This window comes from Geminisphaera colitermitum TAV2, from assembly GCF_000171235.2.
GTDB lineage: Bacteria > Verrucomicrobiota > Verrucomicrobiia > Opitutales > Opitutaceae > Geminisphaera > Geminisphaera colitermitum.
In genome coordinates this window covers 1-16,586 of the sequence record NZ_ABEA03000084.1, presented here as the reverse complement: position 1 = coordinate 16,586, position 16,586 = coordinate 1, and the positions used below count along the sequence as shown (strand labels likewise).

General features: G+C 60.8%; 12 protein-coding genes. 2 read left to right on the top strand and 10 right to left on the bottom strand.

Annotation, left to right across the window (positions count from 1 at the left end; all coding sequences use genetic code 11):
• Positions 1-2 precede the first annotated feature (2 nt).
• Positions 3-1,394: a hypothetical protein gene (locus tag OBACDRAFT_RS08480; RefSeq protein ID WP_043584687.1), complete on the bottom strand. Its 1,392-nt coding sequence runs from the start codon at positions 1,392-1,394 to the stop codon at positions 3-5.
• Positions 1,391-2,098 carry a D-lyxose/D-mannose family sugar isomerase gene (locus OBACDRAFT_RS08475; protein WP_043584685.1) on the bottom strand — a complete coding sequence of 236 codons (708 nt, stop codon included), beginning with the start codon at positions 2,096-2,098 and terminating at the stop codon, positions 1,391-1,393. The genes OBACDRAFT_RS08480 and OBACDRAFT_RS08475 overlap by 4 nt, the downstream gene beginning before the upstream one ends.
• A gap of 134 nt (positions 2,099-2,232) precedes the next feature.
• Here OBACDRAFT_RS08475 and OBACDRAFT_RS30645 point away from each other — a divergent pair, with 134 nt between their 5' ends.
• Positions 2,233-3,159 carry a helix-turn-helix domain-containing protein gene (locus OBACDRAFT_RS30645; RefSeq protein WP_043584684.1) on the top strand — a complete coding sequence of 309 codons (927 nt, stop codon included), beginning with the start codon at positions 2,233-2,235 and terminating at the stop codon, positions 3,157-3,159.
• 7 nt (positions 3,160-3,166) lie between these two features.
• Here the strand turns inward: OBACDRAFT_RS30645 and OBACDRAFT_RS08465 are convergent, their stop codons facing one another.
• The 6 genes from OBACDRAFT_RS08465 to OBACDRAFT_RS08440 form a co-directional block, all read right to left on the bottom strand.
• Positions 3,167-5,524: a heparinase II/III domain-containing protein gene (locus tag OBACDRAFT_RS08465; protein ID WP_043584682.1), complete on the bottom strand. Its 2,358-nt coding sequence runs from the start codon at positions 5,522-5,524 to the stop codon at positions 3,167-3,169.
• Positions 5,525-5,677: 153 nt separating this feature from the next.
• The gene (locus tag OBACDRAFT_RS08460) at positions 5,678-6,847 is read right to left on the bottom strand and encodes an alginate lyase family protein (protein WP_052361523.1); all 1,170 of its coding nucleotides are present in this window, start codon (positions 6,845-6,847) and stop codon (positions 5,678-5,680) included.
• Positions 6,848-6,955: 108 nt separating this feature from the next.
• Complete coding sequence (locus OBACDRAFT_RS08455; RefSeq protein ID WP_043584680.1) at positions 6,956-7,837, bottom strand: LamG-like jellyroll fold domain-containing protein; 882 nt, start codon at positions 7,835-7,837, stop codon at positions 6,956-6,958.
• A gap of 18 nt (positions 7,838-7,855) precedes the next feature.
• Positions 7,856-9,751 (bottom strand): right-handed parallel beta-helix repeat-containing protein, encoded by a 1,896-nt coding sequence (locus tag OBACDRAFT_RS08450; protein ID WP_043584678.1) that lies wholly within the window; start codon positions 9,749-9,751, stop codon positions 7,856-7,858.
• Positions 9,752-9,832: 81 nt separating this feature from the next.
• Positions 9,833-10,504: a prepilin-type N-terminal cleavage/methylation domain-containing protein gene (locus tag OBACDRAFT_RS25150; protein WP_052361519.1), complete on the bottom strand. Its 672-nt coding sequence runs from the start codon at positions 10,502-10,504 to the stop codon at positions 9,833-9,835.
• A gap of 33 nt (positions 10,505-10,537) precedes the next feature.
• Positions 10,538-11,236: a LamG domain-containing protein gene (locus OBACDRAFT_RS08440; protein WP_157836963.1), complete on the bottom strand. Its 699-nt coding sequence runs from the start codon at positions 11,234-11,236 to the stop codon at positions 10,538-10,540.
• 362 nt (positions 11,237-11,598) lie between these two features.
• On the opposite strand from OBACDRAFT_RS08440, the gene OBACDRAFT_RS08435 reads away from it, so the two are divergent.
• On the top strand, positions 11,599-12,207 hold the full coding sequence (locus OBACDRAFT_RS08435; protein WP_157836962.1) for a hypothetical protein: 609 nt from the start codon (positions 11,599-11,601) through the stop codon (positions 12,205-12,207).
• Here OBACDRAFT_RS08435 and OBACDRAFT_RS08430 read toward each other — a convergent pair.
• Positions 12,170-14,755, bottom strand: a complete 2,586-nt coding sequence (locus OBACDRAFT_RS08430) for a glycoside hydrolase family 38 N-terminal domain-containing protein (RefSeq protein WP_052361516.1) — start codon at positions 14,753-14,755, stop codon at positions 12,170-12,172. The two genes, OBACDRAFT_RS08435 and OBACDRAFT_RS08430, sit on opposite strands and share 38 nt — an antisense overlap.
• 104 nt (positions 14,756-14,859) lie before the next feature.
• Positions 14,860-16,586 (bottom strand): glycoside hydrolase family 5 protein (locus tag OBACDRAFT_RS08425; protein WP_043584673.1); only part of this gene is annotated, 1,727 nt, incomplete at its 5' end.

The window sequence follows — 16,586 nt, the reverse complement described above, 5'->3', positions numbered from 1 at the left end:
TTTCAGGAGCACAGGACTCCGCAGGGAACGGCAACCGAGCCGAGGAAGATGGGATTGCGATGGGCGGAGGCTGGATGTGTTGAGTCGGTTTTTCCGATACATTCCCAAGGCGCATTATAAGCGGAGCCTTGTCGGAAATCTTCGGCGCGGAAATGGGCAATCATGTCATCGAAGAGGCGACGGGACCAGTCGCGATGTTCGCGAGCGAGAATGTCGATGAGCCAGCCGGAGGGCATGTGCCAGTAGGCTCCGTTTTGATAGTGGTTGTGCGGCGTGTGGGTGCGTTCCCAGGCAGAGTCGGGGCGGGCGTCGTGGTTGGTGGGGACGTGGCGGATCGCGCCTTGGTGGGCGATGGTGCCGGCGTCGAGTGCGTTGACGATTTCGCGGAGCGTGGCGCGGGCAGAGGCTCCGGTGAGGAGTCCGAGGTGGAGTGCGTAAATGGTGCCCCAGACGTCGGGCTGGCATCCAGTTTCCGTGGCGGCCATGAGCCAACCGCCGATGCGTAGTGGACCACCGAATACGGATGTGATGTGGGTTCCAAATTTTTGGGCGCTTGAAATGCGCGGGGGGGGGGGGGGGAGCCCCAAGGCGTTTTCCAATTCTGCAAGTTGATGGGCGGCCCGCCAGCGGAGGAGCGAGGCGAAGAGGAGGCGGCCGGTCATGTAAATGGAATCGCAATAGATGAATCCTACGGCGCGACTGGCGGCGTCGGTGCAAACGAGTCCAGTTTCAGGGTCGGTGCGGGGAACGTCGAAGGCGAGGCGGAGTCGGTCAATGAGGGGGAGTCCGGCAATGGGTCGATGGAGAAAATTGGCGTCGCGAGTGGCGCGCCAGAGGTGCCAGGCGATGAGGATGAATTCGTAGTGGTTGTTGGCGGGCGGCTGGAGTCCCCAGGGTTCGCCCCCTTGGTCTTCGCCGCCGGAATAGGCGCCGGGAAAATAAACGGGGGTGCCGTCAAAGAGGACATGGTCGGGGATGGCGTAGGGAGGGATGAGCGCGCCGCTGAGGGCGAGGCGGCGTGGAGCGGGGCCGTTCTGCACGGTGGCAATGAGGGCGAGGTGGTTCCACATTTCGTCGGGGCTAACGTGACCGGTGGCGAGTGTCATGGCGAAGTCTTGCGTCCAGACTGCGGGGTAACAATCGCGTCCGCCGGGACGGATCAGGGTGTGCGATGTGGTGTTGGCGGGTAGATCGGGCGTGACGCGTTGGCCGGGACGAACGCGGGCGGTTTCGATGGCGGCGGCGGCGAGTCCGGAAAGGTAGCGGAGGGCAAGGGGATCGAGGTGCGGGTGTGATTGCGGAGGGCGAGGGGCGGGGGGCGGAATGGTGGACGGCTGACACAGGGGTTGGGTGCGCGCGTGGTCACTGGGTGCGAGGGCGGCGGCGGTGCTCATGCGGTGGCGTGGGTAAGGTTGAGACGGGTGGCGTAGTCGATGGTGAGGAGATGAAGCGGCGGGGCGTCTTCCTCAATGGCTGGGAAGCGTCCGACGGGGTCGAGGAAGTGGTTGTCAATGCGGTCGTCGTTGACGCGGTTGACTTCGCCAATGAGCACGGGGCCGGTGTCGGGGGCACCCCAAAAGGTGTGGTAGAGGCGTTGGGGGAGGCAGATGGATTCGCCGGGAGAAAGGGTCAGGGTGGCGCCGGATGGAATGGTTTTTTGGATACCATCGCAACTGACAGTGACAGGGGTGTCGGCGAGGCGGTTGTCGGGCGTGGAGTTCCAGAGGCGGATGAGGAGCCGGCCTCCGCCGCGGTTGATGATGTCTTCCATTTTTTGGTGGTGGAAGTGTGTGGGGGTGACTTGGCCGGGTTGGGCGATGAGGAGTTTTTCGCCGTAAATTTTGCCGAGCGGTTTTTTCAGTTCGGCAAAGGTGCCGTTGCGCAGGGTAAAAAGGAGGAGGCCGGTGCGGGCAAAGTCGCGAGAACCGAAATCGGTGATATCCCAGCCGAGTTGTTGCTCGACGATTTCGCGGGTGGCGTCGCCTCGGGCAGCCCAATCGTCCGGAGTCCAGCGGGCGAAGGGTGGGAGATGGACTTGGTGTTGCGCGAGGAGAGCGAATGCGTCGCGGAGGAGGGTGTTGATTTCAGAGCGTTTCATGGCACGAGGGCGCCGGGTGGCGCGGGTGGTGTGAGGATTATTGCAGAACGGGGGGCGGGAATCTTCCTGTTCGACAAGGCGGGTATTCCGGTATCCTGACTTTTGTGAAACCGGCTTCGCATCGCACAGGAAACATGAAACGCGGGTCTGCCGCGGGTGTCGCCGCGCCGCGCGTCAACACGGTGTCGTTTGGGTTTTATGCAGGGACGGGACGACTGGAGGCGATGGCGGCAGCGGACCAACATAACGAGATTGAACTGAATTTCATCGAGCGGGGGGCCATGGTTTTTCGGCGCGGAGTGGAAACCGTTTCGGTGAATGCAGGCGAGGGTGTGGCTTACTGGGCGGCGGTGCCTCACCAGGTGCTGGCGGTGGAGGCGGACACGGTGATTACTTGGGTGTCGGTGCCGTTGTCATGGTTTCTTGGATGGGAGTTGCCCGCAGTTTTCACGCGGCGCTTGCTGGAGGGTGGTTTGTTGGGAATGCCGGCGGAGTTAACGGGTGGGACGGTGTTTTCGCTCGCAGGTTGGGGGCGGGATTTTGCCTCGGAGGCAGAGGAGTTGAAGGTGGTGGTGCGGTTGGAGTTGGAGGCGTTTTTCCGGAGGTGGGCGCTGGGGGCGACGAAGGCGTCGGGCGTGGAATTGGCGGCGGCAGTAGCGGGCGAGGCGGCGTTGGGGACGGGCTTGCGGTTGTCGGGCGTGTTGTCAGGGGGAAATGGATACCAGTGTCGCCATGTGGAACGGATGGTACGCTACATCAACGAGCATTTTCGTGATGAGATCACGGTGGCAATGGTCGCGGGGGCGGCGAAGTTGAATCCTGAATACGCGATGCGGCTTTTCCAAAAGCGGTGGGGGATGACGTTGTGGAAGTTTTTGTTGCGTCAACGGGTGTCGGAGGCGCGGCGTCTGTTGTTGTTGAGCGACACGCCGTTGATCGAGATTGCGCTGGGGTGCGGGTTCCAGTCGTTGAGCCGGTTTTACGAGGCGTTCAAGGCGGAGTGCGGGTGCAGTCCGGGCGCGTATCGGAAGAGGCATGCCAAGCCGTCACAGAAGAATTGATGTTGGCTCAGGCGGTGGGGGGGAGGGGGGGGAACTTCACTCGTAGTTCCGTTTCAATCTGAAAGGTCCGAAGGGGATGTGAGATGAGCGTGAGTCGCCATACGGGGCGTGATTTCCAATCCACCAGTTCTTGGCTGTGCTGAATTTCCGCCACCCAGTTGCCCGAAATGGTGACGTCAAAATCTCGGTGTTGCACGGTGGCCTGAAGTCCGCGGATCGTAAAGGGGACAGGTGATTGTAAATGGAATGCCACGCGTTGTTCATGCAAAAGAGCACCGTGATCCCGGAGGCAAATCATGGTTGGCGATGGCGAGTGAAGTTCGCGGTGGCAGGTGTGCATCCAGTTTTTCCATACACCATCAAGACATATGCGGGCGTCCAGGCTGAACGCGTCGCCGCGTCCATCCGGGAGCGTGTCGGCAGTAGCGATGGCTTGGTCAGGATAGACGCCGGTGGAGGTCATCGGTGTGATCACATTGTGCAACGCGCTTTGCTTGAGCAGCGGTGTGCGGGCGTCGTCGTAGCGGGTGATGCCGCGATCTATGAAAACGGGAATGTCATCCACCTCCAAGATGAAGTTGCCTTTGTCAAAGTGGCTGTGACTGGCGCCGGCTTTGGCACCGGTGAAAAGCAAGCGCAGGGAGTGGCCGTTGGCGCGTCGCAGGCTGGAGAGGAGGCCGGTGTTGGGAAGCAGGGAAAACTCGGGGACAATACTGCGGGATGGCGGGAGTTTTTCCGGGCCGAAGATGCAGGCGTAAACGCTGGTTTTCCAGTATTGTGAATAGTAACTGCCGGGCTCCAAGGGCGCGAGGCTGGCTTGGGCGATGTCCGTGTAAGCGGCGTTGGGAAAAAGGCCCGCCAGCAGGCAAATGGCATCGCTCGCAGCGCGCTCGTCAGCGGCGTCGCCAACCGTCAAAAAGCAACCGGGGCGAACGGCGGAAAGCGTTCGGATGTAGTTTTCCGACAACTCAATCAGGCGTGTCGGAAGCTGTTCACGGATTGGAATCTCGCGGACCTTGGCGTGGGCGAGCAGCGCGGGCAGGGTGGTTTCCATGGTACCAAGAAAATAAGCCGCGCCCTCGTCGCTGCCACCATCGGGCATGAGGTAGTTGTTGAGTCCTTCGAGAAGGTCGTCGCGTGCGCGGTCCACGTAGCGTCCCATGCGCGGCCAGTGTTTTTCGAGGAGAAGCCCGGCCAGAATGCGGGCGCGGCAAAACCAAGGACCCTGATTGATGTGATAAACGTAGTCCCACTTCATCATGTCGCGTTCGATGGGAGCGAGGCCCTTGTCCCACAGGCATTGGTGAATCAGTGCGCGGGCGACGGGCGTGAGCGCCCAGTCAAACCAGTCGGCCAGCAGGGCGACGGCAGTGGTGGTCATTTCGGGGAGAAAACAACGTTCGTCCCATGTGGAACCTTGGAGCCGGTGAATCGCCGAGGAATACCAGTGTGTGGTGTGCGCAATCACCATGAGGTGACGCAGTGCGTGGCGGGCGAGCGTGAGGTCACGAAGCACGAGGGCGGAAAAACCGGCGACCAGCGCGTCGTTGAACGTGGCCGGCGCGCCGTGCTCGCGAGTCCGCGTGTAGCGGGTGTCACTCCACGGGATGAAGTCGCCGAGCCAGTGTTCCGGTTCGATGCGGAGGCTCTCGCGGGCGCGGGTTTCCATGTGTCGGAAACAGGAACACCATTCCGGGCGGGCAAGTTTCCGGCGGAGGGCGGGAAGTTCGTCGGGGGAAAAGAGAAGGGATGCGTCGAAGGGCGTGGTTTGGGGCCAGACTTCGGGGAGGGCAATGAGCCCGTCCCATCGGATTTCATAGGGGCGGACTGTTTGCAGGACGACGGGCAGGGCGCGGCTGTCTTCGAGGCCAAACCACAACAGGCAAATCGTTTGTCCCTTGGAGTTGGACGAACGGAGAAGGAGGCGAATGTCATGCAATTCGCATTCGTATCCAGATGGTGGTGACGATGGCGCGGGGGGCCAGGGGGTTTTGACTTCCATGCGGCAGCCTGTGCCTGGTGTCCAGTCGCTCAGGGGAATGTCGTTGCCGGAAGGGACGCGGGCGAAGAAGCGGACTTCCACGTCTGGCGGGGCGACAAGGCAGAAGACGAGGTGATCGAAGTGCTCGCGCCGGAGATGGCCTTCGAGCACAAACTCGGCGGCGGTTTTGCCCGGCGTTGATCCGTCCCAGATGAGTTTCAGATCACACCAACTGTCTTCGACGCGACATCCAGAGGCGGACTGCGGAGTCAGCCTGTAGTGTAAATTTGATGACAGGTGGTCGTCGTGAAATGCGGCAAAAACAATCTCGGCTGGATTGAGGCTGAGCAAGGGGAGTGAGCGGAGCCGGGATTGATCGTGCATGTTGCGAAATTGAAGTGGTTTTTGTTCGCGTTTATTGGCGGCCTTTTACGGTTTGGTTTGAAAATTGAGATTGGGGAGGGGGGGAGAGGGGAGGGAGAACAAAATAACGACCTACCCACTGAAAACGTCGAAGAACCATTTTAAATGTTCTAATCAGACGCTCCGCAAAGGGTAGGTCCGACCAGTCAAAGCGGATTTCGAGAAGACAAACCGCTGCCAGGGGTTTGTCTCAACATGCGCGCAAAGCTTCATGAACCGGGCGTCACCGGTGCCAAGCCAAGCCAGATACAATAGCGGCGCGACAGACGACATGTTGAACGGATGGATTTGTTTTTTGTCCCATTCCTGACGTCCGGCATAATAAGGCTCCATCCAGTCCAAAGCCTTCAGCAACCGGCCCTGAGCCGGACCAGCCTCAGCCCATAAATCGATTCTCAAATCCCGGGCAATCATCGCCAGACTTGCTAATGCAAGCAGGTTGTAAGTAGTATATGTCAGCGAAAGAGTCCGCGCCAACTCGCGTGGCTGCGTTCCGTCTGGCTCAATCTGCCGCAAGATTCGTGGAATCGTGTAAGTCTGGATTTGTTGCCGCGCAATCCCCGGACGTCCGCAGAATACAGCGCAGGAAGCAACCTGGGCGTCATACCAAGTGCCGTGGTTATTCGTCATGTCCCGTTCCTGAGGACCGAATGAACTCTCCAAGAGCCAGTCCAAATAACTCGAAAACCAGTTTTTGAGCGCGGCCAGATGTTCAGGCGTCCACTCCGGGTTGAAGGACAGGCACTTGATAGCTTCGAGTAGGAAAACAAAGGAAGTGGTATCGATGATGCCAATGAAGCGTCCGGTCGTAACACCCGGGATGAACTGCGCGTAGTTCAAATGTGGATTCATGCGGGTGGCAGGATCAAGAAACCAACTCCTCAACAACCTGCCCGCCTGCTCCGCGTGGCGAGATGAGTCCGCTGCCAAGGCATAGAGGACCAAGTGGGGCACAGCCGAACACAACCCCTCCAATGCGGAGCTATCGTATTCGTAAAACTCTGGATTTACCTCGCCATCCCGTCCTACGTAGGGCAACCCATCGGGCTTGAGCGGATCAGGCCACGAATAGGCAGCCATGCTGACATAGTCGTGCGGATCTCCACTGGGGGGAACTTGTTTTTTGGATACAACACTGAATGCCGAAACCCTCAACCATTCGCTGGCGAGGCTCTCCAGATTAGCCAGCGTGGATGTGTGTTCTGAAAGAACAGCGGCACAATTGAAGAAAAGAGTGCCAACGGCGCTTCGCTGCTCCTGTTTTAATTCAGCATCACCATTCATTTTTGATTAAAGAGGGTAGTTCGGACGGCATTACAAACGTACGATCTTGCCCTACTAGGTAATCCGCAGGTTAGCGGAGCCAACCTCCAATTCTTTTTTTAGACAGAATTAACGGGATCTTTTCCGGTTGCGAATGAGCGCGGTGGCAACGAGGAGCGCGGATGCCGCGAGGAGAGCGGTGGTGACAGGTTCAGGAACGGCAACGGCGTTGAAGCGGACGGTTTCGATTTGAGCGGCGGTGAGCGCGCCACTGTAAATCGAGAAATCGGCCAACAAAACATTCACCAGCGAACGTGAGCCGCTTGCTTGGTTGCCAAGGGCAAGGGAGCTGACGTTGCCGGTGCCCATCCCGGCAAGTCCGCCGGTAGTGGAGGCGTTGCCGTTGGTGATGCGAACGGTTTCGAGTGTCGTGGTGCCAACATAGAATTTCACGGCGTTGGACCATGCGGAGCCGGGAACGCTGACCGTGGTGTCCACCGTGACTGCGAAGAAAACCCACGCGTCGGTGGTCGCCAGAGTGGTGGATGCATTGGAGGTGACGTTGGTGCTGGCAGCACTTCCAGAGAGCACAAATTTACTTTGTTTTCCATCGAAGTAGAGCGTCATGCCACTGTCGGTGGAGATGAGGCGTTCACCATTCGTTGTTTGCTGTGTGCCTGCGTTGAACCAGCCGGTGACGGTGAACGCCGAGAGGTTGTCGAGCGTGGTGCCGGTATCGGTGTTAATGGCTTTGTTGCCGCTGTCGCGTGTCGTCGCGGCGTTGTGCAGGGCGTAGCCGGTGTTGTTGAGGCCGTCGCCGTCGGCAGACCACTTGAGGGTGCTGTTGGAGGTGGTAAGCGTGAGGTCGAGGTTGCCGACAGAGTCGTGGGCTGTGGTGCCGGTGCCTTCGTTGAGTGCGTAGTGGGCGAGCAGGGTTTGCGCGTGGACGGTAGCGGTGGACAGGGCAGCGCAACCAAGGAGGGCGAGGATGGTTTGTAGTTTGTTTTTCATGACGTCTTTTTGGTGTATTTACGGTTTGGGACTGGATGGAGATTCGATCTGCAGAATGTCGCCGCTGGAAAGGGAGCCGGGGTCGGTGATGCGGTTGCCGTCGAGGACGACGCCGGTGGAGGCTTCTATGACAATAGCGTAACCAGAGCCGGGATCGGTGGCGGGGCGTCCGTCACGGGCCGGCCAGCGGGCGAGGGTCGCGTGGGCGGAAATGGTGTTGTCAGTGACGGTTGCCCCGCGAACGCCGCGCACAGAGATGGCGGTGTCGCCGGGACGGATGATTCGATTGCCGCTGATGGTGATGTCGTAGGGGAGTTGGTTGTCGCGATAGTTGCCTTCGCGCACGGCGAGAGCGGCGCGTTCGGATCCGCGAAATTCGAAGAGGCAGGCGTCTTCGATGGTGTTGTTGAGGACGCGGGTGGTATGGACGTAGGGGCCTTCGCCCCAGAAGGAGGCATGGCCCATGAGTGTGATGGCAGAGAGTGCGGTGCGGGAGATGTGATTGCCTTCGATGAGCGCGCGCGGGCTTTGGAGGCGGATGCCCCGGGCGATGCTGGAGCGGAGGTCGTTGTTGCGGATAATGGTGCCGGGGCTGGCAAGGGATTCACAGATGACGATGGCGTCGGGAGTGAGGGTGATGGGTTGATCGAGGGCGAGGCGGTGGACGGTGGCGGTTTTTCCGTAGTCGAGGAGGGAGGCTTCGCCGGAGTGCCACTTGTGAGTGAGGTCGGCAAGACAGCGCTCGGGGGTGACTTTCCAGGTGTCGACTGTCATTTTATTGGCAATACGTTTTCCGATGAGGCGCATGGTGGCGCGGTCGTGGAAGGCGACTTCGAGGGGGGTGTCGATGTTGCCGCGGTTGTTCAGGCGGCTGGCTATGACTTCGGTGGGCGCAGGTTGCCAGAGGACGCGGGAGAGGCTGCCGTGGATGTTGATAAAGTCGTCGCCGATGAACTCCATGCGGCAGTCTTCGATGAGGGGGCCGGTGTCCATGTTGGCGCAGTTGATGCCGTCGCGGTTGCTGGCGATGAGGCGGTCGGTGCCGGGGCGGCGCACGATCTGGCAGCGGCGGATGGTGGTGCGGGCTCCGCCGTTTTGCACGATGGCGACAAAGGGGCTGGCGTGGAGGGTGAGGTTTTCGAGAAGAGTGTCGCGCGTGCCTTCGAGGCGGAGGGCGCGTCCCAAGCCGTTGACGAAGAGGACAATTTTGTCGCCGGTGCGGAGTCCGCTGGCTGCAAGTGGGGTGCCGAAGAATTCACGAAATGCGATTTTGTAGTCTCCGTTGGCGCGGCGTTTTTCCCAATCAACGGTCACCATGAAGCGAGCTTGGCCGGTCCGAAGTTCGCGTGTTTGAGGATCGAATACAACTGCGCTCCAGTTGCTGGAACTGGTGAGGCCGGCACTGACGTTTTCGCGTTCGTATCCGGGGTCGAGGCGGACGTCGAGGGTGGCGGCGTCGGCGTTCATCGCGGTGATGGTGCCTTGGGTGAAGGGCAGCGGGTCCCAGTCGAGAGTGAGGTTTTTGAGGGCAATGTTGCGGCCTCCGGTGAGGACGATGCCGGAGCAGTGTGTTTCGAACCAGAGCGTGGAGCCTTGGAAATCGAGGGTGATGTCACGGAGGTTGCTCCAGCGGATGTGGGTGGGGAGACGTTCTGTGGTGGTTTTGGTAAAGCGGTAATGGCCGGTGGGAATGAGAATGGTCGCATCTCCACGGGCGACGGCGGCATCAATAGTGGCGAGAAGGGCGTCGGCGGCGTCGCGTTGTTGTTGTTTGTCGGCAGCGGTCCAGCGAGCCATGTCGGGCGGGAGTGGACCGGCGGAGGATGGGGCGGCTGTTTGACTGAAGGCAGATGGGCTGAATGGAGAGAGGAAGAGGGTTGCGAGGAGCAAGATTTGGAAGGGAGATCGGAGCATGGTGGATGGATGATTGTCTGTTGATAATGGATACAGGTTGAGGAAGGGGGGGGAGGCAGGCAGGCAGGCGGGAGGCAGGGGTTAGTTAACGGGGTAATAGGGGCGCCACATGTCTTTGGCGCCGCCGGCGAGGTAGGGTTGTTCGCCAACGTTTTTGGAGTTTTTCCAGAGTTTTATGTGGCCGTCGGCAAAGAGGATGTTGTTGCCGCCGTTGTGGTAGTCTTTGTAGGCGGTGCCGTTGATGGTCTCCGCAGGGCTGCTGGTATTGTATCCACCGTCCATGAAGAGCATTTTTTGCGAAGGAGAGATAACGCGAAGTTCGTTGGCGGGTGGGGCGCCAGCCATGCCGGTGCTACTGGAATCGCCGAAATAAAAATTGTAGCTGTAGTTAGGCCAATAGTGGGCGAGGGCATCTTTGCCGGTGTCGGCGGCGAATCGTTTGGATACGCTGGGACAGATCAGCAACGGGGTTTTGGATTTTGTGATATCGCCAAGGTAGGGTTCGAGATATTGATACCAGCGTTTCGCGGAGCCGTAGCCCATGTAGAAGCCTTTGGTCTCGTCGCGATAGAGGGTGGTCGCGACCCAGAGTTCGCGGAGTCTAACGGTGCATTGGGTTTGCTCAACGCGACGGCGGACGGGGCCAAGGACGGAGATTACGATGCCGCTGAGTATGCCAATGATGGCGATGACAACGAGGAGTTCCAAAAGCGTGAATCCGGGGGCGGAGCGGGTGTTGGTTGCCTGTGGCATGGCGGGGGGGGGGATTGGAGAGAGAGAGACTTGTCAGTTGGGGTTGGCCAGTGCGCGGATTTCGTCGGGCAAGAGGGCGTGGTCGTAAAGACGAATGTCGGCAAGGGCACCGTTGAGTGGATAGGCATTTGTATTTGTTGCCCCAATACAGAGGGGGATGGTGTTGGCGGCCAGCGGAGTGTCACCGGTGTGGCGCATGGGTTTGCCGTTGGCGGTGGGTTCGGTTTCGACGCCGTTGATATAGAAATGGAGCGCGTTTTTTTCGCCGGTGGTCCAGACAAGGGCGATGTGGGCAAGCTGTCCGGCGGTAAGAGTGGCCCCGGAAACGCGTCGATTCATGCCGTTGGGACGGGCGAAGCAAAACTGGAGGGCACCGGTTTCGGTGATTTCCACGCTGTATCCGGTTTTCTGATCGCGGGAGAGGGTGGAAAGAAGCGTGTGGCGTTTGTGGGGATGTTTGTTGGGACCGGTCCATTTGACGAAGCAGGCAAAAGTGAGGGTTTGGCCGGGTTGGTCGAGGCGGAGCCGGGTGTCGCTGGCGGGGAGTTCGAGCCGTGGGCCGAGCATGGCGTTGGCGTTGAGGGGGAGAGCAAGAAGGGTTTTTTGCGTTGCGGGGTCGGTGGTGATTTTTGGGGCGAGTTTGTCGATGGTTTCGATGTCGGCTTTCCCACCGAGACTGCCGGTGTTGGTCTGAAAATCAGTGCTGGTGATGGGGAGGTGGTAGAGTGGCAATGATTCTTGGACAGAGGCCGCCGTAGTCGCAGCAATAGAGGGGACGGCGTTTAGCAAAACCAAGGTTGCGATCAGGAAACAGAAATAGTCAGGAAACAGGAGGGGGCTCGGAAATGGGCGATGTTTGTGCATGAGGTTTGAGGCGGTCAATCAATACGCGGTTGGAGAGAGGATGGAGTGATTGAGAACGAGCGACGGGATGCATCATCGCAGAATGACCGCAAAGCGTCTTCCTGTTCGTAGCACAGTTATTTCCCGTATCCTGACTTTTCAGTGGGACTCTAAAAACGCCCCGGATCTTGCCATGTCTGCACCTGTTGCGGGCTTGATAGATGCAAATTAATTGAGAAAGCATCGGTGCCATGAAACCTACCGACGTCTCAAGTTCTGTGACTCCTCCCGTGCCTGCCGGGTCGTCCTCTGGCGATCAGCAAAAGCGGTCGAAAATCGACACTTCCGAGGCAGCCAAACTTAGTTTTTGGATCAGCCAGTTTTTTATTCTGATCGCCACTGTGCTGGGTGTTTATCTGGCAGCCAATCAGGGTTTCAAACAGGCGCTCGCCTACGGCGACATCCAGAGCGCACGCAATAATTACTATCTGCGCAAATCGCTGCAAAACGAGATGAGCGACAATCTTGTATTGGTTCGTGGATACATGCAGAAGATCGAGAAGGGCAACCTGGCAGATCGCAAGGCGCAGTTCCGTCTGGATACGTTTGTGTGGGAGAGTTTGAAGTTCTCCAATGCCACGTTGGAAACGCCGTCGGATTTGCTGGCGGAGAGTCGTCAGTTTTATCGTCAGGTGGCGGACATTCAGGAGCGCGTGGCGAACAACGACTACAGCGCGGGTCACGCGGTCAAGTTGCTGACGGCCTTGGTTGAGCGCATGGAAAAAGAGGTGCTGCCAAAGTTCGAGGCCAACGTGAACGAGATCAAAGCTGGTCTGAAAAAACAGGGCATAGATGTCTGATTTTATCCGGCCTTGATGCCGAGTGGCGGGAGGTGACGGGAGGGGCGGATGTGGATGGCACGGGTTCTTCGGCGGTGGTTACGCGGGTGGCAATCCATCGGTTTGCGGTGCTGGTCAATCGCCAGGAGGCAATTTCGAAGGGCACAAGCGGGTCGAGTTTGTGGCGGCTGTCGAGCCAGGTGAGGAGCGGGGGGATCGTCGTTGTGGTGAGGTTTTGGATACGGACAATCCAGCCGTTGCCGTCGAGCGCGGGTTTGAGGGCGAGGAGGCGGAGGCCTTGACCTTCGAGTGCAGCAAGGGAACCGGTGCGGCCAAGGGGGCCGTTGTGCGGGGGGGCGGCAAGGGTGAGGACGGGTTGTTCGAGTTGGTCGGCGAGGCGCCAGGGGTCGAGTTCGCCGGAGCCGAGCGCAAATTGGAAACAGTGTTCGCCGAGGTCTTGATGCGGGCGCCAAGGGTCTTCGTCGGCGCGGGAGGGTGAGTTGCGGGCGTAGCGGGTGGATCGCACAACGGTGGCGCGCAGGGCTTCGTTTTTGAGGTCGAAATTGTAGAAGGCGTCGCTGGCGAGGATGAAGGGGCGGCGGTCGGTCGTGGTGGTCGTGGCCGGGGCGGCGTGCGTGCGCACCCAGCGTCCGCCGGGGACTTCGCCGAGGGCGGAGCGGGTGATTTCGCCGCCGGGGATTTCAAAGGTGGCGGTGTCGCCCGCGCCGGGGAATACGAGTTTGAGGCGGGCGGAGCGTTCGTTCCAGAGGAGGCGGGCGGTGACGTGGATGTGGCGGGCGCGGTGGGCGAGGGAGAGGCTGAGTTCGAGGCGCGAGGAGCCAGAGGTGAGCATGACCCAGAGGGTGGCGCGGAGGGGACCGGTTTCGAGGACGCGGGTTTGGGCAATGGTCCAGGTGGCAAGGACGGTGGAGATGTCGTCGCCTTCGCGTTCGCCGTCGTGGTTGCCCCATGCGCCGTAGGGGTCGTCGAGGGTGAGGGCGTGGAGGCCGCCGGGCGCGAGAAGGGGGCGGCCGTCGAGGTGGATGTCGATGCCGGTTTGTCCTGGGTTTGCGGATACGGTGAGGTGTTCGTTGGCGATGGTGGTGTCGTTTTCGGAACGGGCGTGTGTATGGGGGGGGGGGGGGGGGGCGTGGCGCGGGGTTTCGTTCCAGGCGACTTGCACGATTTGGTATCCGCAGGGCGGGATGGTGATGGGGAGGAGGAAGCGTTTGCGCCAGGGGTCTTCGGTGGCGAATTGGTTTTCGACGGGCGCGAGTTGGAAGGGGATTGGCTGGTTGTCGGGGCCGATGGCTTCGACAGGGAGTTGGTCGGGGCGGTTTTTGTAGGCGCGGATGGGTCGGTATTCGAGGCAGGTTTCGACTTCAGCCAGGGTGTCGAGGGGATAGGGGTGGGGGTTGAAGAGGAGGACGGGGACAGCGGAGGGCATGTCGGGCGCGGGCTCGGCGATGCGGGTGTCGCAGCGGGCGGCGAGTGCGGTGAGAGCGGCGAGTTCGTGGCGGCGGGCGTCGTGGGCGGTGACGCCAAGCCAGGCGTTCTGGTCGTCGTAGGCGCGTTCGATGACGGTGCCGGGGAGGATGTCGTGAAAGGTGTTGAAGAGGAGGGAATCCCAGGCGGCGTCGAGATCGGGGGGGGGGCGGTCAAGGGCGGCGGAGACGAGGGTGGTGGTGCGTTCGGCGGGGGAGAGGAGGTTCTCGGTGCGACGGTAGTTTTTTTTGAATCGGAGGGCGCTGGAGTAGCAGCCGCGAAGGGTGAAGTTGAGTTCTTGTTGGACGGTGGGGTGAGTTTTGGGTTCGGCGGCGAGGGCGGCGAAGAAGCGGTGAAAGGTGGAGAATTCGACGTCGATGTCGGGGTTGGCGTCGCGCCAGGCGAGGATGTCGCGGATGTGGCGGGCAGTGGGGCCGCCGCCGTGATTGCCGAGGCCGTAGGTGATGGCGATGTTGTCGAGTCCCCAGGCGGGGGCTTGTTCGCGGTATTGGTCGAGGACGGCGGCGATTTCGCGGCGTTCGGTGCAGTAGCCGCGGATGGGGATGCGCCAGGAGAGGATGCGTTCCGCGCCGGGTCCTTGCCACCAGAAGGCGGGAGAGGGGAGGGGGCAGTCGGCTGCGAAGGGGCGGGTGCAGGCGAAGTATTTCATGCCGGCGGCGGCGTAGATTTGGGGCCAGCCGGTGCTGTGGCCAAAGGAGTCAGCGGACCAGGCGACGCGGGGGCGGACTCCAAGTTCGCGGTGCATGTAGTCGAGGCCGCGGGTGAAGTGGCGGTTGAGGGTTTCGGTGGCGGGGAGGTTGGTGTCGGGTTGGCAGAGGGTGCCGCCAACGACGTCCCAGCGTCCGGTGGTAATGTGTTCCCGGATACGTTCGAAGGTTTCGGGGTCGTGTTGCTGGATGTATTGATAAACAGTGCTTTCACCGCGAATGAGGGTGAGTTCAGGGAACTCGTCCATGAGGCGCAGGAGGCTGCGGCAGGTGATGAGGGATTCGTTGAGGCCTTCGCGCCAGTCCCAGAGCCAGACGAGATCAAGGTGGGCGTTGCCGATGAGGTGAAATCGCATGTGGTGAGTGGAAATTAAGAGTTAGAGATTAGGAATTAGAGGTTGCAGGGACGGTTCTGCCGTCGGGGGGGGGGGGGGGGGGGGGGAGGGTATCCGATTTTTAATTATTGGTCGGATGTATCAGATTTTCGCTTCCAGTGGTCGAGGATGGTTTGTTTGAAGGCGGGGACGGTCCATGTGTAGCCGCCGTTGATGCCCCAAACGGCGTGGTTGATACCGAGTCGGTCGAAGCGTTCGAGGGCGTGGGTCAGCCAGATGGAACCGGATTGGGGGGCCTTGCCGGCGTATCCAACAACTCCATACTCGCCGCAATCCATGCGGGTGTTGGCGGGGACGTTTTCCACGAGGTGTTTGAACACGGGGTAGTTGACGGCGTCGCATTTCCAGCGGTCCCAATAGTGCCAGTGTTTGCTGTCGTTGCGCCATGAGGGGGCTTTCCATTCGATCATGGGCATGAAGGAGGGATAAAATACGACGGGCTGGGGATCGACGACTTGCTGGTGCGTAAACATGTGGGGCCAGTAGTCGTGGTAGCCGATGATGGTGTTGGTGTCGTCGGCGGCAGGGTCGGGTGTGCGCCAGTGGTTGAGGCCGACGGGGTTGGCCATGTTGGCGACTTCGATGAGGAGGGGAACGGGACCGGCTGCGGCGCGGAGGGCGGGGAGGTTGCGGCGGAGAAATTCGTAGTAGGCGGTGACGTCGTGGTGTTCGGAAAAGATGCGGGGTTCGTTGAGGAGGTCGTAGCAGGCGATGACGTCGGCGTAGGGGCGGCACCAGTCCATGATGGCTTGCCAGCGGCGGAGCCATTCGGCTTGGGCGGCGAGGGCATCGGGGGTGTCGCCGAAACCGGTGGCCTTGTGCAGGAGGTCGGGCGCCCAGCTGCCGAAGAGCGCAGGGTAGGCCTGCATCTTGCCGGCGCCGGTTTCGCGTATCCAGGCAAGGTTGCGTTGCACGAGGGTCTTGAGTTCGTCGGCGTTGGCCCAATCCCATTTCGATTCGGAGCGGAGAACGAGCCGGATGTGCTGGCAGCCTTGCGCGGCGAGTTCGGCGTAGTTTTCGCGCGTTGCCCGGTTGAGCCAGATGTTGATGCCGTGGCGGACGGAGGTGGTGCGGGTGGCTGGCAGGGTGTGCCGGAGGGTGTGACGCGAGGCGAGCCAGGGCCAGCCGTCGGGCGAGGTTTGGAGGTCGGCGGGGTGGAGTTTGCCGGGGGCAAGGGCGTCGCGTCCGGCGGCGGTTTTGAGCCAGGTCTGGAGGAGATGCGGGAGGGGGGCGAGCGGTGCGGCGTTGGCAGGCGGCTGGATGGTGTCGGTGAAGGGCTCGGCGTTGGCGGCGTTACCGGCGTTGTGGGTTGGGCGGAGGCGGTACTCGTAGGTGAGTTCGACTTCGTCGCCGCGCTGGACTTGCGCGCACTGGATGGGCTGGCAGGCGAGGAGTGTTTGGTAGAAGCGGGCAATGGTTTCGAGGGGAGCGGCGGGTTCGCGGGGGAGGCGGACGTAACCGAGGGCGACGGGGGGGGCGGAGCGGGCGGAGGGTGCGAATTCGAGGACGAGGCGACCGGATGTGAATTGGTTGCCTGTGATGTCGCGGTTGGCGACGAAGAGGAGTTGGCCGTCATCGGAACGGAGGGTGAACCAGCGGGAGGGGCGGGAGGCGGCGTCATGGTCACGGCGACCGGGAATGAAGCCTGTAGTGCTGGCATCGATACGACCTGTGCCGGTCTCGACCACGGTCAGCGGGGTGAGTATGCTGTAATAAAAGCGGTGGGTGCCGGTGTCGTAGAGGTTGGTGGTCCAGGTGCTTTCGAAGCGGGTGGGCGAGGGTGGGGCGTCGG

Coding starts and splice junctions, on each gene's coding strand:
- OBACDRAFT_RS08460 (WP_052361523.1), bottom strand. CDS start 6,847: ATGAATGGTGATGCTGAATTAAAACAGGAGCAGCGAAGCGCCGTTGGC.
- OBACDRAFT_RS25150 (WP_052361519.1), bottom strand. CDS start 10,504: ATGCCACAGGCAACCAACACCCGCTCCGCCCCCGGATTCACGCTTTTG.
- OBACDRAFT_RS08465 (WP_043584682.1), bottom strand. CDS start 5,524: ATGCACGATCAATCCCGGCTCCGCTCACTCCCCTTGCTCAGCCTCAAT.
- OBACDRAFT_RS08455 (WP_043584680.1), bottom strand. CDS start 7,837: ATGAAAAACAAACTACAAACCATCCTCGCCCTCCTTGGTTGCGCTGCC.
- OBACDRAFT_RS08480 (WP_043584687.1), bottom strand. CDS start 1,394: ATGAGCACCGCCGCCGCCCTCGCACCCAGTGACCACGCGCGCACCCAA.
- OBACDRAFT_RS08450 (WP_043584678.1), bottom strand. CDS start 9,751: ATGCTCCGATCTCCCTTCCAAATCTTGCTCCTCGCAACCCTCTTCCTC.
- OBACDRAFT_RS30645 (WP_043584684.1), top strand. CDS start 2,233: ATGAAACGCGGGTCTGCCGCGGGTGTCGCCGCGCCGCGCGTCAACACG.
- OBACDRAFT_RS08475 (WP_043584685.1), bottom strand. CDS start 2,098: ATGAAACGCTCTGAAATCAACACCCTCCTCCGCGACGCATTCGCTCTC.
- OBACDRAFT_RS08430 (WP_052361516.1), bottom strand. CDS start 14,755: ATGCGATTTCACCTCATCGGCAACGCCCACCTTGATCTCGTCTGGCTC.
- OBACDRAFT_RS08435 (WP_157836962.1), top strand. CDS start 11,599: ATGAAACCTACCGACGTCTCAAGTTCTGTGACTCCTCCCGTGCCTGCC.